The sequence below is a fragment of the Catalinimonas locisalis genome, assembly GCF_038039535.1.
Classification (GTDB): domain Bacteria; phylum Bacteroidota; class Bacteroidia; order Cytophagales; family Cyclobacteriaceae; genus Catalinimonas.
Genome location: NZ_JBBPHP010000035.1, coordinates 53,944 through 74,344 on the forward strand (window position 1 = coordinate 53,944; position 20,401 = coordinate 74,344).

Consider the following 20,401-nt stretch of genomic DNA (forward strand, 5'->3'; position numbering starts at 1 on the left):
GCCGATGATGCCTGATTCACAAGATAAGCGAATATCAATTGAATATCCACAGTACGGAGTAATTTCCGATTATTGAGTAAACTGCTTTCCCCCTATCCAGACTGAAGCGATACTGCTCAGGTGCCTGATATCTTCCAAAGGATCTTGTTCCAGCACTACAAAGTCAGCCCAGTTTCCAGCTTCCAGCGTCCCTACATCCTCTAAGCCCAGACATTGGGCAGGATTCCTTGTCGCTGACAGCAGTATTTCCATGGGCTGCATACCCGCCTCGGCCATCATTTGCATTTCCATATGCTCAAAATAACCCTGGAAACGGGTAGGCACACCACTATCCGTACCCATAGCAATGGTCACTCCACTGTCTGAGAGGATTTTTAGATTTCTCAAAGCCATTTGCAGCGCCTCTTTGTAGGTTTCATTATTGGGATTTTCGCTTACCCGCTGCTGCCTTTCCGGGTCTTTCAGCTCAGCTATTTCCGTGCTGTCTACTCCCTGTAGAAAGAAAGGGTCAGTGAAAAACGCCGGTTCATCCTCATACACAAAAGTGGAAAGGTCACGGGTAAGTGTTGGACAATAACATACTTCTTCGTCTTTCAGTAGGCTGATCAACGCAGAATCCACTTCCTGATCGCGCACACTATGGGCCAGGAAGTCAGCACCTGAGCGTAGCAGATTTTTGGCATCTTCCAGATAGTACATATGTGCTGCCAGCATAAGGTTATAGTCATGAGAGCGGTTGATCACCGTCTGGTACACATCCTCTGACATTTTTTCGCTACTGCCCAGGTTATCGTCTACCCTGATTTTGATGAAGTCAACGCCCATCTTCACATTATTATCTACCATGCTGATGGCTTCCTGAGGAGTATCTCCGCTAACCACCGCACCGGCAATATACAGACGCGCTCTATCTGGTGAGCGTGTCGTGTCTACCTCATCTCTTAACGATACCGCTGCCTGACGATCCTCTCCCAGGCTCACTACCATTGTTATTCCGTATCCTGCATAAAGTTTCAACTGGTTTATGATATTATCCTGTGAATAATCCTCGGCCTGCATACTCCCTTCATAGCCTACATGCGCATGACTATTGATGAGACCGGGTATTATTGTTTTTCCGCTCAGGTCTATCACTTCGGCATGATCAGGAATCTCAACTTCGTTTTGATTACCGATTGCTTCAATCCGGCCTTCACTAATCAATAAAACACCATCCGGAACAGGACTACCTCCTCGCCCATCTATAAGTTTGGCACCCACAAAGGCAGTATAAACCTTTTGGCTTTGTTCTGCGGTATTGCTGCAGGCACCACAGATAGTCATATAAATAAACATTGTGAAAAGAAGAAGATAATGGTTGGAGGTCATACAAATGATGTTAAGGTTAAGTAGGAAGTTAATTTAATAAATGTAAGCACATATACAAGCTGTGATTAACTCACTTATCTTATCATTACACTATTAGATTTTCATAAATAAATCAGCCGGAAGAGCACCACTCATATCAAGTTTTTTTATATCTATCATTCAGCCCCTTGCTTTCTCGTATCATAGCACTGATCTTTTCCCACCTTTTAAGTTTAGTATCTTCTCGTTTAGCCTGACTGATGTACGCTGCATATTCTCTCCGCTTGGCAGGACTAAGATCATGAAAAGCTCTATCCAATACCTTATCTTCTTCAAGAGCATTTTTCATGATTTGTGGAAGAGCTACTGCTTTTGGTTTGCTCATCTTCACCTGAATACCAGCTTTCTGATGTGCTATTGCTTCCCGAACATACTCATTGATTATGTCAGGCTCAAGCTCGTTGACTGAAATAAAACGCCACTGCCGAAGTGCTTGGGTTTTCCCTTCCTGCGCATTAATCAATACATGATGTTCATCGGCCAGTAAGGCTCCCTGATAAAACCACAACCCTGCGTAATCTTTAAAGGCGGCCATACCCACCACATTTTTACCCTCCAGCGTGTAGACAGGTATCCCCCACTTTACAGTTTCTTGTAGCTCACTAGCTAGTAATAAGGCTCTCAGTTTCTCAAGGATTGCACTTTTATCTGCATGGCGATTGATATAGTTGTCTACTTTTTCCCTGGTTTCCATAGTCAGGTAGATTCAATGGTTAGTTTTACTACATATAATCTACAGAAAATATAAAAGACTAAAGGATAAAATGTCTATTAGACATAAAATCTTTAGGTGTCAATTGTATCCAAGCCTAAATAAGATATGGGCCATCAGTGCTTATTTACTCTCATTGTTATTCTGTAAATATTCTTAAAAACATACAAATTATAATAAAAGTTATATATATGATTAGAATAGTTATACTTTTGTGAGTATTAACAACCCAAATTCTTATGAACAACAAAAGTTTATGGATGAGTATATACTCACTAGCAGTAACTTGTCTTCTATTAACTTCTTGCGAAGAAGAACTCTTTCCCGAAGAAGACACTGATCCTGTTGTGGAAGCTCCTTTAGAAGAGGAGGAAGATATCGAAAAAGAAGAAGAGGAAGAACCAACTGGTATTCTTGACAGCACAATGATTGCTTACTACCCGCTGGATGGTGACACTGAAGATTATAGCGGCTATGATAATCATGCCAGCAGTAAAGGTGGCCAGTTTGCCAAAGGGATCACAAATAGTGAGCAGTCTGCTTACCATATTACGACAAAAGGAGACGCACTGGACATTCCTGATTTTGATCATGAGCAAATTTCGGTTTCACTCTGGTATTACTATGAAGGTAGCGGTAGCTTCTGGAACACTCTGCTATACGGAAAAAACAGTCACCACCACCTTATTGTAAGCCATGTCAATGGCTCTGGTGCCAGTGGCGAAATAGGCACGTACAATCCTGGCTTTGATGGTGCCGGCTATGTGCTGGAAGAGCAAAAATGGCATCATTTGGTATTGACTAAGGATAATAAGCAGAGCAAAATTTACCTTAACGGTGTGCTGGTATATGATACTTTGAGCTTCAGTAATGCTACATATCCCCTAAGTATCATCGGAAACTTTGATGCACAAAACGGAACGCAGGGTTCATTGGGTAAACTGGATGAGATCAAGATTTACAATAAAGTACTTGGCCAGAGTGAAGTAGAAGATTTAAATATGGGAATTACCCTGGACCCACCAGTAGAAGTTGATCCGGTTGAAGAAGGTCCAGCAGGTCTGATAGCACATTTTGCTTTAGATGGCAATACGCTGGATGACAGTGGGTTTGGAAATGATGCTATTGCAATTGGCGGTGAATATGCAAAAGACAGATTCGGTAACAACAATTCCGCCTTCCGTATCACCTCAAAAAGTGATGCACTGGATGTAATAGATTTTAATCAGGAAAACATCTCCGTGTCAATGTGGTACTATTATGAAGGTACTGGAAGCTTCTGGAATACTTTACTATATGGTAATAGCAGCAAACACCATTTGATTGTAAGCCATGCCAATGGTGGAGGTGATGCCGGTGAGCTAGGCACTTACAGCAGCGGATTTTCAGGCAGTGATAAAGTATTGGAAACTTACAAATGGTATCATCTGGTAATTACCAAAGAAGGAAGTCAGACCAAGCTTTACGTAGACAAACAACTTGTATACTCAGCGCAGGAGTTTAGCAATACTGATTATCCATTGACAATTATCGGAAATTTTACTGCTCAAAACGGTACGCAAGGTGCATTAGGACGCTTGGATGATATCCATATCTATGATGAGATCATTAGCGAAGAAAAAATTGTAGAACTCTATGGTGAACCCTTTGTACAGGAAGAACCACCTGTTGAAGAAGAGGAAGAAGATCCTAAAAATCCTGATAACAGTAATCTACTGGCATATTATGCTTTAGATAATGACACTCAGGATCATAGTGGATCGGAAAGGCATGCAGTAGCGACAGGAGGGAGTTTTGGAGCCGACAGAAATGGTAATGCAAACAGTGCCTTTATCATTTCTGATAAAAACGATGCTTTAGATATTGCTGATATTAATAATACTCAGATTTCTGTATCTATGTGGTATTATTACGAAGGTACAGGAAGCTTCTGGAATACTTTACTGTATGGGCATTCCAGCAAACACCACCTAATCATTAGTCATGCCAACGGTAGTGGAGAAGCCGGTGAGTTAGGAACATATGGAGGATTTAAAGGATCGGACAAGATCTTGGAAGTGGGTAATTGGTACCATCTGGTCATTACTAAAGATGGGAATAACACCAAATTATATGTTGATAATGAGCTGGTATTATCTGTTCAGGACTTCAGTAATGCTGACTACCCATTGACCGTGATAGGTAACTATGCCGCTGGGGGAAATGGCACTCAGGGCTCTCTAGGTAAACTAGACGAAATCAAAATTTATGGCAAAGTACTTAGCGTGGAAGAAGTTGCTTACCTCTACAATCACTAATCTTATCTCGCTATAAACTGTAGTGCGTGGGATACTATCTCACGCACTTTTTTTGTCTAAGATACCTGCTTTTTAATATTCGCAATCTTTTTATGAGAGGCTACGATTCCTTTAATGAGAGCAGAACTCAAACCATTATGCTCCATTTCATTCAGTCCGGCAATGGTACAACCCCGAGGTGTGGTCACCCGGTCGATCTCAGATTCAGGATGGCGACCACTTTCAATAAGTAAAGAAGCAGCCCCGCGACAGGTCTGCATGGCAATAGCCTGGGCTTCATCAGCATCAAAACCCATTTCAATGCCTCCCTGCGCAGCAGCACGGATAAAGCGTAGCGCAAAAGCAATCCCGCTGGCTCCCAGCACCGTAGCAGCAGCCATCAGTTCTTCTTCAATCACAAGGGTACGCCCCATGACGTTAAAAATAGACTGTACATTCTCCATATGACCATCACTGGCCTTACGGGTAGCCATACAGGTCATAGACTCACGTATAGCAATGGCAGTATTGGGCATCGCACGGATGATGGGGAAGTTATCTCCTACTCTGGCTTCAATCTCTTCTATAGCCACTCCGGTAATGGTAGAAATCAGTACATGCTGTTTGGCGCTAAGCACTGATTTGATTTCATCTAGAAGATTATGCAACTGCTTGGGCTGCACACAGAGAAAAATCAGCTCTGACTGAGTAACTGCTTTCACATTATCGGTAAGTACTTCTATGCCTTTCTGCTGTAATTCTTCCACCCCATGTATTTTACGTCGGGTAACGATCACATCACCTTTGGCATATTCACCGGTACTCACCAGTCCCAAGGCAATAGATTGGCCCAGGTTTCCGCCTCCGAGTATGGCTATTCTTTTACTCATAGTTTTTTGTTTAAGTATTGATTCAGAGCAAATGCTTTTAACAAACTTGCGATAACATTTCTCTAAACTAGTAGTTTGATTGATGAGATGCCTGATAATATCCAGGCTTATTTTTAGTTGGAAATTATTTTTTAAGCTTATAACACTATGGAAGAAGAATTTTTCTGGGATCTAACCATTGTATCCGCCAGCATTGCAATCGTACTTGGAATCGTTTACCTGATCACTATTGTTTGGTCATATAATGATGCTAAAAAAAGAGGGGTCAACGGCGTAATCGTTGCCGCTCTCGTAGCTTTTTTAGCCTGGCCTCTCAGCTTTATTGGCTGGCTCATTTTACGCCCCTCCAAAAAAGAAGAGTATCAGCATCATTAAAAGAAACTGGCTTTTAGTTGTAAGCCGGTAGTTTCTTCCAGGCCAAACATCAGATTCATATTATGTACTGCCTGGCCAGAAGCTCCCTTCAACAGATTGTCAATCATACTAATGACCAGTAAAGTATCCTCATGCTGTTGCAGGTAGATAATGCCTTTGTTGGTATTGACTACCTGCTTCAGATGAGGATTGCTTTCTGAAATATGAATAAATGGAGCATCAGCATAAAACGTTTGGTACAAGGTTTTTAAGGCCTCAAAAGGTTGCTCTATTTTAGTATAAAGAGAAGCATAAATTCCTCTGGTAAAATCACCCCGCATGGGCAAAAACATCAGCTTGGCATCAAAATCAGGTTGTAAACTATGCACACTTTGATTGATCTCATTTAGGTGCTGATGTTCAAATGCTTTGTAGATAGAAATATTATTATTCCTCCAGCTAAAATGTGAGGTAGCAGAAGGCTTTTGTCCCGCACCTGTAGAGCCAGTAATTGCATTGATATGTACATCTTCTTTCAACCAGCCTGCATTTGCCAATGGTAGCAGCCCCAATTGCAGACAGGTAGCAAAACAACCGGGGTTAGCAATATGGTTGGCTTCACGTATCTTATGCTTGTTAAGTTCCGGTAAACCATATACAAAATCATTCCCCTCAGCAAATAACCTGAAGTCCTGGCTTAGGTCAACTACTTTAACGGAATCTTGGACATTATTTTCACTCCAGAATACCTTAGCTTCTCCATGGCCTACACAGAGAAAGAGGACATCAATATTGTAGGATAACTCATCTGTAAAAGTAAGATCAAGGTCACCCAGCAAATCAGTATGTACTTCATGAATAGGGTTTCCAGTATTACTTTTACTATGGACGAATGCAACTTCTACATTGGGATGATGGATAAGTAAGCGAAGCAATTCTCCTGCAGTATAGCCTGCACCACCTACTACTCCTGCTCTAATTTTCTTCATGCTTGTAAGCGTGATAGATTTTGTTCTGATTAGATAAAATTTTGGTAAAGCCCTTTACATCTTCACCAGACCAGGCCAGGTTCATCTCACCATACTGACCATATTTGGAGGCCATAAGATCATATTCGGATTCTATACCAATCAACTCAAAACGATAAGGCAGAAGCTTAACTTCTACTGTACCGGTAACCCTCTTTTGAGAGTGCTCCATAAAAGATTCCATATCGCGCATCACAGGGTCCAGGTACTGCCCTTCGTGAAGCATCATGCCATACCAATTGGCGAGTTGCTCTTTCCAATACTGTTGCCATTTCGCCAGTGTATGCTTCTCCAATAGATGGTGCGCCTTGATGATGATCAGCGGGGCAGCTGCTTCAAATCCTACCCGGCCCTTGATACCTATAATGGTATCCCCTACATGGATATCGCGTCCGATAGCATAAGGTGCAGCCAGTTCCTGAAGTTTGAGTATCGCTTCAACAGGATTACTAAAGTATTGTGAATCAATACCTTTAAGCTCTCCCTCTTCAAATTTTAGTATAACTGATTTAGGCGCTTTTTCCTGAAGTTGGCTAGGGTAAGCTTCTTCTGGTAGTGACTTGTTGGAAGTCAAAGTTTCCTGACCACCTACACTGGTACCCCATAAACCTTTGTTGATGGAGTATTTGGCCTTTTCCCAGTTAACATCCACTCCTTTGGCCTGTAAATAAGCTACTTCTTCCTGGCGGGAAAGCCGCTGATCACGTATTGGAGTAATGATTGAGATATCAGGGGCTAAAATACTGAATATCAAATCAAAGCGCACCTGATCATTGCCAGCTCCTGTACTTCCGTGGGCAATGTACTTGGCGCCAATGGCTTTGGCATGCTCTACGATTGCTATTGCCTGAAAAACTCTCTCTGCGGACACAGAGAGCGGATAGGTATTATTCCTGAGCACATTACCGTATATGAGAAAACGAAGGCATTTCTGGTAAAAATTATCCGTTTCATCAATAGTAGAATGCTGCTTTACTTCCAGCATTTTGGCTTTCTGGGCAATTTCTTCCAGTTCTTCTTTAGAAAAACCACCAGTATTGACAATCACTGAGTGAACTTCGTAACCTTGTTCCGACAGATACTTGACACAATAAGACGTATCAAGTCCACCACTGAAAGCAAGGACTAATTTTTTGTTATTTTCCTGATTTTCAGCCTTTTCTATAGCCATTATTCATGTATAAGTTTAACTAACGAGTACTTTCTTTTGTGTATACTTTCTCAAAAATGCGTGCTGCTTTAGCCTAAGCCAACGCTCATATTTCTTGAGATGGTCCCTTACATTCAGGCGTGAACTGGAACTTTCTTTATTCTTTTGAGAGCTTTTAGGATTGGGGTCATAGAGCATGGCCGTACAGAGACAGTTATTACGATTGTTTCTGGTAAGTATATCAAAGTTAGGACAGCTCTGACAGCCTTTCCAAAACTCATCATCCGTAGTTAATTCTGAAAAAGTCACCGGGCGATATCCCAGGTCAGAATTAATCTTCATCACTGCCAGACTAGTGGTAATGCCAAATAGCTTAGCGTCCGGGTACTTTTTCCTGGACAGTTTAAAGGCAGCTTTCTTGATTTTGGTGGCAAGTCCATGCTTACGGTAATCTTCATTGACGATAAGTCCGGAATTTGCGATATACTTATTATGCCCCCAGGTTTCAATATAGCAGAAGCCTGCTACAGTATTTTGTTCTAGTGCAATGATCGCCTTTCCTTCCATCATTTTTCTACGAATGTATTCGGGAGGCCTTTTGGAGATGCCTGTTCCGCGTTTTCGGGCAGCATCTTCAATCATTACGCTGATTGTCTCTGCGTATTGAGTGTCTTTCTCAGTAGCTACTTGAATAGAAATATTCATTGATGCATCAAAATGTAAAGATTGTTTGCTTAAAAAGTAAATAAAAAAATTTGCAGGAAACGTTACCACATAGGTATCGCAATAACATATTAGACCCTGCCGGGCCTGAAGTGCCTAAGAGATGGGGATAGAAAAATAAATCGGTATGTGATTAGTACATACATTGGCCCAAGGCAATTTTTTTTGAAGGCTTAAAGTTAATAAACAAAATAGTGTTTACAACCAAATAGTTCATTTAATACCTTTCAACAGAATAATATTTTTTCAACTCAGCGACATGTTCTCAGTGTTCTGCTTGTTGTTCATTAACTCTGGTCCAGATTGTAGACCTGCCAATAAAGGATAAGCCAAGGTACCCTCTCACTTCCAGTGTACCATCATCCTGTAAGGTCAGCTGACAAGAATAGGTTTTGCCAGACTCAGGATCATATATTTCACCATCCTCGTAGGATTGATCTCCGCTGTATTCCAAATCCTCAAGGATATTAATACCAACTATGGTTCTGTCCCGCTTTTCAGGATCTGGATTTTTGGTATCTTTTACAGCACCGCCATTTTCATTGGTTCTGCTCAACCAGGTTATTTTACCACAATAAGCACTTTCGCATTGGTAGATCTCTACAATCGCTTTTTTTTCATCAGTATACCATTTGCCCAGAATCTGATCATCTCGCTCTAGGATTCTCCCTTGAGTTTTTGCATTGGCAGACAAACTGAAAAGAAAAATATACATGAGTAAATTGCTGAATAGAACTTTTACCAACATTGCTTCTTTCTATTTGATGATGTTATTACAAATACTTGAAAGTAAACTTAATTGTTACGATTCTTGAACTTTAGATATGGATGCACACTCAATGACTACAAATGCTGTGCGTATAGAAATCAAACAGCAACAATTACATTTACTTCCTGAAAAAGCAATTTTCTGGGAAGAAACTGCTTTCTTAATTCTCACGGATGTTCATCTTGGAAAGGCCGGTCATTTCAGAAAAGCAGGCATACCTATCCCCAGCAGTGTACACAAAGCGGATCTGCAAAATTTGCAAAAGTTGATTGATGGCTACCAACCCAAATGTATCCTTATCTTAGGCGATCTTTTTCATAGTGAAATAAACCTGGAGTGGAATATTTTCCGTCAATTTCTACAGGAAAATGCAGAGTATCAGTTTGTATTAGTCAAAGGGAATCATGATATCCTTCCGAAAGATGCCTACCAAGAAGATAACTTGAAGGTATATGATGATTCATGGACCTGTCCTCCTTTCTACTTCACCCATCACCCTAAAGAGAGCGCACCTGATCAACTTTACTATATGGCCGGACACGTTCATCCTGGCTACAAAATAAAGGGGAGAGCGGGTCAAAGTATCAAATTACCGAGTTTTCATTTTGCTACCGAGGGAGCGCTACTACCTGCTTTTGGTAAATTTACCGGCTGCATGCATGTTTCCAAGCAGGGCAATGACAAAGTGTATGTAATCATTCCTGCCACTAACCATCAAGATAAAGTGATGAAAATATAAGCGCTATTTACACTTTAAATTTTACACCCTACTTGGTGTGCTAATAAGAAGGAAGTATTTTTCATAATGAAATTATACATAGTCACCTTCTGCTTTCTTTGTCAGTCAGCAATGGCTCAACAAGCTCAGCTGATACGTGAGTACGATGCCCCCAATGCCCACCAGGCAGTAGCGGTAGATCAGCAATATTTTTATGCCATCGGCAACCAGGTGATCAGTAAACATTTAAAAGAGGATGGTAAAGAGGTTGCAGTTTGGCAAGAGACTGAAGGTATTATTAAGCATCTCAACAGTGGCATTATCATTAATGACACCCTTTACTGCGCCAATTCAAATTACCCTGACTCGCCTATGCTCAGCTCAATAGAAATGTTTGATACCCAAAGTATGCAACATATTGGTTCATTAAGTCTGGGCATATTTATTGGCTCAGCCACCTGGATAGATCGTTATGACAATGCCTGGTGGATAGGTTTCGCGCATTACTCAGAAAAAGGATCAAGTGAAGGAAAAGACAACCGGTGGACCACTGTTGTCAAGTTTGATAACGACTGGCAAAGAAAAGAAGGCTGGGTTTTTCCTGTGTCGTTGACAGAAAAATTTAGCCCAAGCAGTAACTCCGGGGCAATTTGGGGAACAGATGGGCTACTTTATTGCACCGGACATGATGCTCAGAACCTATATGTAATGCAATTACCCAATAGAGGCTATACGCTGGAGCATATTAGTACGATCCGGGTACCATTTGAAGGACAGGGAATTGCATGGGACCCTTCCAAAGAGAGAGTGATGTACGGGATTTCCCGAAAGAACCACAAAGTACTCGTTGTCCAACTTCCGAAAAGGTGAAATGCATGCTGCATAGTGAGAAGCACACCGCTACTGCCTGAAAACAGTTTGAAAACCTTATTCAAAATCAATCTACCCACAACACTTAAGGGTAGATTTGGTTGTTTATTTTATGAGCGATCTTGTCCATGAACCGATTGAAACCATTACTAAAATAATAGAGGAAAACGGAAATTTTCCTAATAACTCAAAATTACCGCTAATCCTCTACAGGCAGGCAGCCGTGCTGAATGAAGGCCACGCCGCTACCATTGAAAAAATATTTCAGCAAAATCAGTGGGGCAAGTCCTGGAGAAATGGGATTTACAATTATCATCATTATCACAGCACAGCTCATGAGGTTTTAGGCATTTACTCCGGCAATGCAAAAGTTCAGATGGGAGGTCCTGATGGACTAGAATTTGATGTTAAGGCCGGCGATATCATCATCATACCGGCAGGAGTAGCGCACAAAAACCTCGGATCTTCGTCAAACTTTGCCTGTGTAGGAGCCTATCCTCCCGGTCAACATTTTGATATGAACTATGGTGAGAATGGCGAGAGGCCAAAGGTTGATGAGAATATTGCTTCTGTACCTCTGCCTGAAAAAGATCCGGTTTACGGTGCTGAAGGAATATTGATACGTGAATGGATTTCCAAATAATTTGGTAACAATTTTATGAAGATCAGACTTTTATCCTAAGCTTTAGTAATATGGTATGCGGAGGACTACCTGCATTTTTTTATCCTCAAACCTTTTCTTAAGCATTTTAGTAGTAATAAAGAAGTTGGTTTAATTGGGTGGTAAGGATTATTTGAAGTTGCTGAGCTATTTAATTCCATGCATGTTGTATGAAACACCTTACAGAGAAGTATGGGTAATGAGTAGTTTCGTAATTTTTACTTCAACTATTGTACATGGAATCAGCAGTTTACCACTGGGTAAGTGGTATCATATGTCTACTCAAGAAGAGGAATAACTTTCGGAAAGGCCGTTTTTGTGTATATTTGATCACTTACTGCAAATTTTTAGCATCTTTTAACTTTTTAAGCATTGAGAAATACTGACCAAACCGCAATAGAAAGAATTTTTCAACATATAAAAGAATACATCGCAGCCCAACGTAACCTGCTGCTGACTATTCTGTCCAAAAAAGGAGGAGATGTTGTATACGCAATCATTCTTGCCCTCATACTTTTTCTGATTGCCTGTTACTTTCTGATGATCTTCAGCATTGGCATTGCCTATGGCATCGGTGTATGGATTGGCAGCATATTCTGGGGATTTATGATTGTGGCCGGCTTGTATCTTTTCATGGCATTTTTAGTATGGATATTCCGCGACTCACTACTCAGAACCCCAATTTTTAAAATTTTCTTTAAACTAGCGAACACTGATAAAAAAGAAGCTCATGAGCAAAAAAAATAGCCAAAAGAGATATGAAGAGTTGAAAGCTTACTATAAGGATGAGGCAAAATCTATAGAGAAGCAATTGCATATGGATTTAGTGGCTGTACGCCATGAGTATGTACCTCACCATTTGAAAAGTAAGTTTATCACTGGCTGTGCCATATTCGGATCGGTTTATCTGGCAGAAAAGTTATTATTTGGAAAGCGGCTACCTCGTATCATTCGCTTTACGACCTCCCTCTCGGCTATCATCTGGGCTCCTAAGGTATATCAGAAGATGCACGATAAACTTACGGGTATAGGAGAACAGGAACCCATTGAAATGGAAATGATAGAAGATCAGCAGTTCTATGAAGATGACAATTTAGAGACATCCGATGAGAATTATATGCTTATGGAAGAGGCTGAGGAAACTACAGAGCCATTTTCAGAAGAACCCATTAAAAGTGATATGCCTGTAGAGGATGAAAGTAAGGAAGACGAAGGTAAGCTTCCTCCTACCTAGGGAATATATAAATTTTGAGCTTTGTCAGGAGCAAACTTATGCTACGTCTTCTGCCTTCAAGAATATCTCCCAGGGATGAGTCATATAAGAGAGTTTTTCTCCATTCAGTGCGGTAAGCGTAGGTAATTCATCCTGAAAGAGATTGATTTCTTCTTCATAATACTGGGATAATGCCTCCAGCTTACTTTCAAGCACAGCTTTGTTGTCCAATTGTAAAAGCGGAAGCTCAGATCGTGCTACATCATATAGCTGTTCATCATCAATCCAAGGCTGTGGAGCATATTCAATAACATTGGCACTACATGCTTCCTGACGTCGGGCTTTACATACTATATCACGTACTGCCATGTGATCATTGATCTGTGCAAATCTCCAGGGAATCAGGATGGTATCGGGAAAAAGATTGTTTAGTTTGTATTTGCAGATACCCACTAATTCATCAAAGCCATCCTGCCCTTTGGAAGGCACTAGCTTATCTTTGATATCCAGAAAAGTAATAGACTCCTCACTTACACCAAGCTTGGATAAAGCATTTTCGGCTTCGTACTTACGCAGGTCCTTTAGGCATTTGGCCGGTAAGTTATTACAGCTACTTTGATGATGAAAGGTATCACAAATGTATAGCACATGGACTCTATAACCCATCTGACGAAGCAATGCAATAGCTCCCCCACATCCCATAATATCGGTATCTGGCCGGCTTGCGATCACCAGGGTGGTGCCCCATTCATACACATCTATGAGTGGGCGAATCGCAACTTCGTGCTGTGAATGTCGTAAGTTTTTCCTTCCAGAAGTCATGGCTAACTTGTGGTTTAATTAACATTAAGTCCAATCTATCTTCTCGCTAATTCTTACCAGAGGAGGGCTTTCCTAATCAAAAAATGTCTGTGATTAATAGTTGTAAGCAAGGTAGGGCCACAAAAAGTCTAAGAGGCATACCCATAACTTGTTTAAGTTAATACTATTTTACTTTTATCAAAAAGCTTTGAAATAAAATTTGTCTACTGCAGACCCAATTAATATTTCGCTCTTGCTTGAAAAACTTATTTTTGCAACTGTTTTCTTAACAAGTTCAATAAGGCAACTTTAGTGAGTCTGATATTCAGCATTCTGTCTTGAGTAAGTTGTAGTTTCTGGGTCTTTACCTCCTCTTCATAAGCTACTGCTATCCAAATAGTGCCCACAGGTTTTTCTTCAGTACCTCCTCCCGGCCCGGCTACACCACTACTGGCCAGCCCATAGTCAGCATGCATGAGCTTTCGGATGTTTTGGGCCATTTCAGTTACGGTTTCCTCACTTACTGCTCCTTTACTTAAGAGGGTATCACCATTTACTCCCAGTACTTCTTCTTTCAACTGATTATGGTAAGGGACCATTGCTCCCTGAAAATAAGAAGAGCTTCCAGCTATGCTGGTTAAGGAATGGGCTACATAGCCACCACTACAGCTTTCTGCTAATGCTATTGTTTTTTGTTGAGCGTTGAGCATATTTCCTATTGCCTCTTCCAGGCTAACGTCACCCAGTGCAAATACATATTCTTGTATTAGGGGCATTACTTTGTCCACTTCTTCCATCACCTGCTGTTTTAAAGTTGACAGTTCTGCTCCCACAGCCGTAAGTCTGAGTTTCACACATCCAAAACTGGGTAGATAAGCCAAACGAATATGCTGGGGTAAATTACTCTCCCAATCAGCGATCTTATCCGAAAGCCACGACTCACCAATACCTACCGTTTGTATCATTTGATGAAATATAGTAGGTAAAGTGAATTTTTCTTTCACCCGGGGAAGTACCTCTTCCTCCATGATGGTCTTCATTTCATAAGGGACACCGGGCATTGAGACAAATATTTTTCCATCCTGCTCAAACCACATCGCTGGCGCAGTACCCATTCTGTTATGAATCATGATACAACCTTCTGGTAAATCAGCCTGACGCTCATTGGTAGGCGTAATACTGCGTCCTCTACTTGCAAATAATGCCTTAATATGAGTAAGTGCTTCCTCATTTCTTTTCAAAGACATACCAAAATACTCCGCCAGTGTATATTTAGTGATGTCATCTTTAGTAGGTCCCAACCCCCCCGTCATCAAGATAATGTCTGCCCGGGCCGAAGCTTCATCCAAAGCACTGATAATTTCCTCTTTAGCATCACCGATGGAAACCTTACGTATAATTTTAACCCCCATCTCATTGAGCCTCTGCCCCATCCAATGCGTATTGGTATCCAACGTCTGGCCATAAAGGATTTCGTCTCCGATTGTGATCACTTCAGCATAAACATTCTTCATTAATAAGCTTTAGGTTAGTAGAGTTGGAACAAAATTTGAAAACGATAAAGATATGAAGCAAAATAACAATACTCATATTCGCAAACGCATTCGGCAAACTTTATTTGCCCTCATGCTTTTACCCATGATCGCCCTATCAGGTTGTGATGTGTTAACCGGGATTCTTGATGATTACAGCACTGGTTCTGGGGGATTGTCTAATTCAGAAATTACCTCAGGCCTGAAAGAAGCCTTGAAAGAAGGGGCTCGCTTTGCCAGTAACAATGCATCACAAAACAATGGATATCTGAATAACCCTATTGTTGACATCCGTATCCTTCTGCCTCCGGAACTCAGAAAGGCCGAAAAAAACATCAGGAAGGTACCGCTGATCGGTGATAAGCTGGTAGATGATCTGGTGGAAGCCATGAACAAAGGTGCAGAAAAAGCGGCAGAAGAAGCTGCGCCTATCTTTGTAAATGCTATCACATCCATGACTGTAACAGATGCAGTAAATATACTAAAGGGACAGGATGATGCTGCTACTCAGTACCTTAGGAGAACTACTTCCAGCCAGTTGGCCAGTAAGTTTGAACCTATCCTTGAAGATGCTTTGGACGATGTTGGTGCCACCAGAATTTATAATACGCTCAAAAATGGGATTGAAAAATACAATGACACACCATTTGTAAACAAACTGGATGTTGATGTAAAGGAGCTTCCTGAAATTGAAGAGTACGCTACTGAGAAAGCCTTAGACGGTCTCTTCAAACTGGTAGCTGTAGAAGAAAAGAAAATCAGAGATAATCCTTTTGACTATTCTCAGCAAATCATTCGTAGAGTGTTTGGAAGTGAGCTGAATGCTCAGTCTTCTTCTTCAAACAAATATTGATTATAGGCGTTTTGAAGCTCACGTAGGGCCAGTGCATTTTGCTGGTCCTTCGCTTTTTCAATACCTTTCTGATAAGTTTGGGCTGCTTTTTCTTTCATATCCAGGTCAAGGTAAAGCTGTGCGGCATGATAATAAGTGGCTACATAATCGGGGTGTTCCTCCAATAATTTTTCAAAATACTGAAGGGCTTTTTCATCCTGATTTTTCAAATATTCCAGGGCGATAGCGTAAAGGTTGAAAGGATCATCCGGGTCTTCCTCCAAAAAGGTAAAAAGTTGTTGTAAACGCTCTTGCGACATTAGCTTTGCTGGTTTTTATTTCTTTGATTATTACGTAACTTCACGCGATAATTTGGGTTACATATATATTAGAAGATTAGGTACTATTTTTTTATGAAAATACTAGTTTGTATAACACACGTTCCTGATACCACTTCAAAAATAGCTTTTACTGATGATAATACGAAGTTTGACACCACTGGTGTTCAATTTATTATCGGACCATACGATGACTACGCACTGGCACGTGCAGTTGAGCTGAAAGAACAGCATGGGGGAAGCGTTACGCTATTAAATGTGGGAACATCAGATACCGAGCCAACTATCCGCAAGGGATTGGCGATAGGGGCAGATGATGCCATCAGGATCAATGCAGAGCCCAAAGATGCCTTTTTTGTAGCCAAACAGATTGCCGCTGTTGTGCAGGATGGAGGTTATGATTTGATTCTTATGGGGCGTGAGTCTATTGATTATAATGGTGGTCAGGTACATGGCATGGTAGGAGAATTAGTAGGACTCCCCTCTATTGCTCCTGTCATGCAGTTAGATATTGAAGGGAACACTGCTAAGCTGGCCCGAGAAACAGAAGGCGGTAAAGAATACCTGGAAGCAAAACTTCCTTTTATTGCCGGTTGTCAGGAGCCTATAGCCGAATGGAAGATTCCTAATATGAGGGGAATTATGACTGCCCGTAAAAAACCACTGGAAGTAAAAGAAGCTGTCGGTGACGAGCATATGACTACTACCCTGCGTTATGAATTACCTCCGGCCAAAGGTGAAGTCAAAATGATTGATCCTGAAAATGTGGAAGAGTTGGTCAAAGCTTTGAAAAATGATATCAAAGTACTCTGATTTTTTTATTTAAATGAACTAACATGTCAATATTAGTATTTGTAGAAAATGCTGAAGGAGAAGTGAAGAAAACTTCGCTGGAAGCGGTTTCATATGCTGCCGCATTGGCAGAAAAACTAAGTGAGCAGGAAGTTATCGCACTTTCTTTGGGAACAGGAGTGAGCGAAGAAAAACTTGCTGCATTAGGAAAAAACGGTGCTACCAAAGTGCTTAATGCTGACGAGGAGAAACTCAATCAGGGTGTAATTCAGGCATATACTTCAGTAATTGCTCAGGTAATGGAGAAAACCGGTGCCAAGCACCTTGTATTGGCAAAGTCTTCTCTGGGAGATCCGGTTGCCGCACGTGTAGGTATTAAGGCAAATGCAGCGCTGGCCTCCAATGTAGTAGAACTGCCCGACCTTAGCGATGGCTTTAAAGTGAAGCGAAGTATTTACACCGGAAAGGCTTTTGCCTGGATGTCGCTGGATACTGACAAAAAGATTATCGCGATCAAAAAAAATGCGATCGAAGTAAAAGAAGACGGCAGTGAAGCTAGTGTTGAGAAGCTGGATGTGACCATAGCAGATACTGACTTTGATGTAAAAATTACTAAAACTGAAAAGGCAGAAGGAGAAGTGCTTCTCCCTGAAGCTGACATCGTAGTTTCCGGAGGAAGAGGAATGAAAGGCCCTGAGAACTGGGGAATGATTGAAGACCTGGCCAAAACCCTGGGTGCAGCTACAGGCTGTAGTAAGCCTGTATCCGATATGAACTGGCGTCCTCATCATGAGCACGTTGGACAGACAGGCGTCAAAGTTAGCCCCACCTTGTATATCGCGGTGGGTATCTCTGGAGCTATTCAGCACCTGGCAGGCGTAAACTCTTCTAAATATATCGTGGTAATCAATAAAGACCCGGAAGCACCTTTTTTCAAAGCTGCCGACTACGGTATCGCAGGAGATGCATTTGAAGTAATACCAAAATTAACCGAAGCTATCAAAGCTTCATAATATAATAAGTGATTCATTGTGGATAAAATAGAGTTAGAAATCTTAGGGCTATCTTCTAGTCAATCTTCATCGGGCTCATTTGCCCTGGTTCTAGGAGAAACGGTAGGGAATCGCCGCTTACCGATTATCATTGGTATGTTTGAAGCTCAGGCTATTGCCATTGAGATTGAGAAAATCGCTCCCAACAGACCTATGACCCATGACCTTTTTAAGTCCTTCGCCAAGAGTTTTAACTATACGATTGAAGAAATTATCATTTCCGATTTGAAGGAAGGTGTGTTCTTTGCCAAAATCGTTTGTAGTGACGGTAGCCGTACCGAAGAAATTGATGCCCGCCCTTCTGATGCTATCGCAATTGGCTTGAGATTTGGCGTATCAATTTATACATACGAGCGAGTGTTATCAGAAGCAGGTATCGTGCTGACAGATGAAGAAGGTGAAAAAGAAGGTCAGTCGGAGCCTGCCGAAGCTGAAAGCTTATCTCCCAACAAACCTTTCAAAGAGCAACTGAAAGACTTAAATTCGGACCGCTTACAAAACTTGCTGGACGAAGCCCTAAAAAATGAGGATTACGAAAAAGCGGCCCATATCAGAGATGAAATGAACCGAAGAAATTAATTTTATTGAAAATAACATATGACAAACCTCCTGCCTGGCCCAGGAGGTTTTTTTGTTGTTGAAATAGTCTTAGTTTTGGCCATTCATGGACTATCTACGCGGAATCATAGGTATTGCCATCTTGGTGGCCATTGCTTTCCTGTTTTCTGGAAACAAAAAATCAATTAACTGGCGCCTGGTGATTACGGGGGTAGTACTACAGTTTCTTGCTGGCTTCCTGATTCTCAGAGTTTCCTTCGTTGCAGAAATATTCAGCGCAGTCAGTGAAGGGTTCGTGAAATTCCTCAGTTTTTCAGAGGAGGGAGCGGAGTTTCTTTTTGGGGGCTTGGTAGATGATTCTTCTTTCGGATTTATATTCGCCTTTCAGGTACTGCCTACCATTATCTTTTTCTCTACAGTTTCAGCAGGCCTTTATTATCTGGGTATTCTTCAGAAAATTGTCTTTGGCATAGCCTGGATCATGGCCCGTACCATGCAATTATCAGGAGCTGAAAGCCTTTCTGCTGCCGGAAATATCTTTCTGGGGCAAACCGAAGCTCCCCTGCTGGTGAAGCCCTATATCTCCCGCATGACCTATTCCGAACTCATGTGCCTGATGACGGGTGGTATGGCCACCATTGCCGGTGGCGTATTGGCTGGATATGTCGCCTTTTTAGGGGGTGATGATCCCGCTGAAAGAACAAGGTTTGCCGCATACTTACTCAGTGCATCCATCATGAATGCTCCTGCTGCGATCGTAATCTCCAAAATTCTGATCCCGGAAACCAAGGGTGAAAAGATCAACTCAGAGCTTAAGCTCAGCGACGAAAATCTGGGGGTTAACCTAATTGACGCATTATCCCGAGGTGCCTCCGACGGATTGAGGCTTGCGGTAAATGTGGGGGCTATGCTCCTCGCTTTTATCGCCGTCATCGCCGCACTCAATTTTCTGCTTAAAGACGTATTGGGTGACCTTACAAATCTCAACGCACTCGTGGTCAGTAGTACTGGTGGTGAATTTGAAGGGCTGTCTTTGGAGTATCTGCTGGGTCAAATTTTTCGTGTGTTTGCCTTTATCATGGGAGTAGACTGGCAGGAAACACTTGAAGTCGGCAGTCTGCTGGGACAAAAAACCGTGATCAACGAATTTGTGGCCTATCTGAGTATGTCCGAAATGAAGGCGGAAAATATCATTCAGGGAAAGGCATTGGTCATTGCCACCTATGCGCTCTGTGGATTTTCAAACTTCAGTTCTATCGCCATTCAGATTGGTGGGATAGGAAGCATAGCGCCTAACCAGCAAACAAACCTTTCTAAACTAGGCTTATGGGCGCTACTGGCTGCCACCATCGCCTGTATGATGACCGGAACCTTAGCCGGTATGCTGGTCACATATTAATTTGTAAAACCTTGATTTTTAATAACATACAAAGAAAGTTGTCTGTTAAATAACTGACTGACAATTATATTTTTTCATCTAAACCTAAATGTTATGAGTTTTAACATTGATAAGTTTGCAAAAGAAGGAAAATCATTTGTACATGAACTCAGCAGTGAACTGGGACACCCCTAGATCGTCCTGAAAATAGTCTACAGAGGGGTTTTTAGATCATTTAACCACAATTAATTAGAATGATGATGAAACGTAAAAAACCTTATTTCCCTCTCAGAACCAAGAAAAAAGCAGTTCAATTTGTGGCTACGGGCTTACTTTCTGAAGAAGAA

General features: G+C 41.5%; 22 protein-coding genes. 12 read left to right on the forward strand and 10 right to left on the reverse strand.

The window, feature by feature from the left end:
- Positions 1–69: 69 nt before the first annotated feature.
- Entirely contained in the window at positions 70–1,368 is a 1,299-nt protein-coding gene (locus tag WJR50_RS26580) for an amidohydrolase family protein (RefSeq protein WP_341296349.1), read from the reverse strand.
- A gap of 136 nt (positions 1,369–1,504) precedes the next feature.
- Positions 1,505–2,101, reverse strand: coding sequence for a YdeI/OmpD-associated family protein (locus tag WJR50_RS26585; RefSeq protein ID WP_341296350.1), 597 nt, complete (start codon positions 2,099–2,101; stop codon positions 1,505–1,507).
- Between the two features lie 257 nt (positions 2,102–2,358).
- On the opposite strand from WJR50_RS26585, the gene WJR50_RS26590 reads away from it, so the two are divergent.
- Complete coding sequence (locus WJR50_RS26590; protein ID WP_341296351.1) at positions 2,359–4,416, forward strand: LamG-like jellyroll fold domain-containing protein; 2,058 nt, start codon at positions 2,359–2,361, stop codon at positions 4,414–4,416.
- Between the two features lie 56 nt (positions 4,417–4,472).
- Here the strand turns inward: WJR50_RS26590 and proC are convergent, their stop codons facing one another.
- Positions 4,473–5,285 carry a pyrroline-5-carboxylate reductase gene (gene proC / locus WJR50_RS26595; protein ID WP_341296352.1) on the reverse strand — a complete coding sequence of 271 codons (813 nt, stop codon included), beginning with the start codon at positions 5,283–5,285 and terminating at the stop codon, positions 4,473–4,475.
- Between the two features lie 147 nt (positions 5,286–5,432).
- Between proC and WJR50_RS26600 the strand changes: the two genes are divergently transcribed.
- Positions 5,433–5,660 carry a hypothetical protein gene (locus WJR50_RS26600; RefSeq protein WP_341296353.1) on the forward strand — a complete coding sequence of 76 codons (228 nt, stop codon included), beginning with the start codon at positions 5,433–5,435 and terminating at the stop codon, positions 5,658–5,660.
- Here the strand turns inward: WJR50_RS26600 and argC are convergent.
- The 4 genes from argC to WJR50_RS26620 all read right to left on the reverse strand — a co-directional run bounded on the left by argC (position 5,657) and on the right by WJR50_RS26620 (position 9,255).
- Complete coding sequence (argC, locus tag WJR50_RS26605; RefSeq protein ID WP_341296354.1) at positions 5,657–6,628, reverse strand: N-acetyl-gamma-glutamyl-phosphate reductase; 972 nt, start codon at positions 6,626–6,628, stop codon at positions 5,657–5,659. The two genes, WJR50_RS26600 and argC, sit on opposite strands and share 4 nt — an antisense overlap.
- A complete protein-coding gene (locus WJR50_RS26610; protein WP_341296355.1) occupies positions 6,615–7,838 on the reverse strand; it encodes an argininosuccinate synthase in 1,224 nt (407 codons plus the stop codon). The genes argC and WJR50_RS26610 overlap by 14 nt, the downstream gene beginning before the upstream one ends.
- A gap of 15 nt (positions 7,839–7,853) precedes the next feature.
- Positions 7,854–8,522, reverse strand: a complete 669-nt coding sequence (locus WJR50_RS26615) for a GNAT family N-acetyltransferase (RefSeq protein ID WP_341296356.1) — start codon at positions 8,520–8,522, stop codon at positions 7,854–7,856.
- Positions 8,523–8,805: 283 nt separating this feature from the next.
- The gene (locus tag WJR50_RS26620) at positions 8,806–9,255 is read right to left on the reverse strand and encodes a DUF2147 domain-containing protein (protein ID WP_341296357.1); all 450 of its coding nucleotides are present in this window, start codon (positions 9,253–9,255) and stop codon (positions 8,806–8,808) included.
- 109 nt (positions 9,256–9,364) lie between these two features.
- Here WJR50_RS26620 and pdeM point away from each other — a divergent pair, with 109 nt between their 5' ends.
- The 5 genes from pdeM to WJR50_RS26645 all read left to right on the forward strand — a co-directional run bounded on the left by pdeM (position 9,365) and on the right by WJR50_RS26645 (position 12,792).
- The gene (pdeM, locus tag WJR50_RS26625) at positions 9,365–10,048 is read left to right on the forward strand and encodes a ligase-associated DNA damage response endonuclease PdeM (protein ID WP_341296358.1); all 684 of its coding nucleotides are present in this window, start codon (positions 9,365–9,367) and stop codon (positions 10,046–10,048) included.
- Positions 10,049–10,114: 66 nt separating this feature from the next.
- Positions 10,115–10,897 (forward strand): hypothetical protein, encoded by a 783-nt coding sequence (locus tag WJR50_RS26630; RefSeq protein ID WP_341296359.1) that lies wholly within the window; start codon positions 10,115–10,117, stop codon positions 10,895–10,897.
- Positions 10,898–11,009: 112 nt separating this feature from the next.
- Positions 11,010–11,540, forward strand: coding sequence for a cupin domain-containing protein (locus WJR50_RS26635; protein WP_341296360.1), 531 nt, complete (start codon positions 11,010–11,012; stop codon positions 11,538–11,540).
- A gap of 390 nt (positions 11,541–11,930) precedes the next feature.
- Positions 11,931–12,305, forward strand: coding sequence for a hypothetical protein (locus WJR50_RS26640; protein WP_341296361.1), 375 nt, complete (start codon positions 11,931–11,933; stop codon positions 12,303–12,305).
- Positions 12,289–12,792 (forward strand): hypothetical protein, encoded by a 504-nt coding sequence (locus tag WJR50_RS26645; RefSeq protein ID WP_341296362.1) that lies wholly within the window; start codon positions 12,289–12,291, stop codon positions 12,790–12,792. Before WJR50_RS26640 ends, WJR50_RS26645 begins: the two co-directional genes overlap by 17 nt.
- 36 nt (positions 12,793–12,828) lie before the next feature.
- Here the strand turns inward: WJR50_RS26645 and WJR50_RS26650 are convergent, their stop codons facing one another.
- Together WJR50_RS26650 and WJR50_RS26655 are read right to left on the reverse strand one after the other, a co-directional pair.
- Positions 12,829–13,593, reverse strand: a complete 765-nt coding sequence (locus tag WJR50_RS26650; protein WP_341296363.1) for a PIG-L deacetylase family protein — start codon at positions 13,591–13,593, stop codon at positions 12,829–12,831.
- 245 nt (positions 13,594–13,838) lie between these two features.
- Positions 13,839–15,086, reverse strand: a complete 1,248-nt coding sequence (locus tag WJR50_RS26655; RefSeq protein ID WP_341296364.1) for a competence/damage-inducible protein A — start codon at positions 15,084–15,086, stop codon at positions 13,839–13,841.
- Positions 15,087–15,138: 52 nt separating this feature from the next.
- On the opposite strand from WJR50_RS26655, the gene WJR50_RS26660 reads away from it, so the two are divergent.
- Positions 15,139–15,957 (forward strand): DUF4197 domain-containing protein, encoded by an 819-nt coding sequence (locus tag WJR50_RS26660; protein WP_341296365.1) that lies wholly within the window; start codon positions 15,139–15,141, stop codon positions 15,955–15,957.
- On the opposite strand, the gene WJR50_RS26665 is transcribed toward WJR50_RS26660, so the two are convergent.
- Entirely contained in the window at positions 15,930–16,256 is a 327-nt protein-coding gene (locus tag WJR50_RS26665) for a tetratricopeptide repeat protein (protein ID WP_341296366.1), read from the reverse strand. The two genes, WJR50_RS26660 and WJR50_RS26665, sit on opposite strands and share 28 nt — an antisense overlap.
- 93 nt (positions 16,257–16,349) lie before the next feature.
- Between WJR50_RS26665 and WJR50_RS26670 the strand changes: the two genes are divergently transcribed.
- The 4 genes from WJR50_RS26670 to WJR50_RS26685 all read left to right on the forward strand — a co-directional run bounded on the left by WJR50_RS26670 (position 16,350) and on the right by WJR50_RS26685 (position 20,075).
- Positions 16,350–17,087 carry an electron transfer flavoprotein subunit beta/FixA family protein gene (locus tag WJR50_RS26670; RefSeq protein WP_341296367.1) on the forward strand — a complete coding sequence of 246 codons (738 nt, stop codon included), beginning with the start codon at positions 16,350–16,352 and terminating at the stop codon, positions 17,085–17,087.
- 23 nt (positions 17,088–17,110) lie between these two features.
- Positions 17,111–18,079 carry an electron transfer flavoprotein subunit alpha/FixB family protein gene (locus tag WJR50_RS26675; protein ID WP_341296368.1) on the forward strand — a complete coding sequence of 323 codons (969 nt, stop codon included), beginning with the start codon at positions 17,111–17,113 and terminating at the stop codon, positions 18,077–18,079.
- A gap of 18 nt (positions 18,080–18,097) precedes the next feature.
- The gene (locus tag WJR50_RS26680) at positions 18,098–18,697 is read left to right on the forward strand and encodes a bifunctional nuclease family protein (protein WP_341296369.1); all 600 of its coding nucleotides are present in this window, start codon (positions 18,098–18,100) and stop codon (positions 18,695–18,697) included.
- An 85-nt stretch (positions 18,698–18,782) separates the two neighbouring features.
- Positions 18,783–20,075 carry a NupC/NupG family nucleoside CNT transporter gene (locus WJR50_RS26685; protein WP_341296370.1) on the forward strand — a complete coding sequence of 431 codons (1,293 nt, stop codon included), beginning with the start codon at positions 18,783–18,785 and terminating at the stop codon, positions 20,073–20,075.
- The last annotated feature ends 326 nt before the right edge of the window (positions 20,076–20,401 follow it).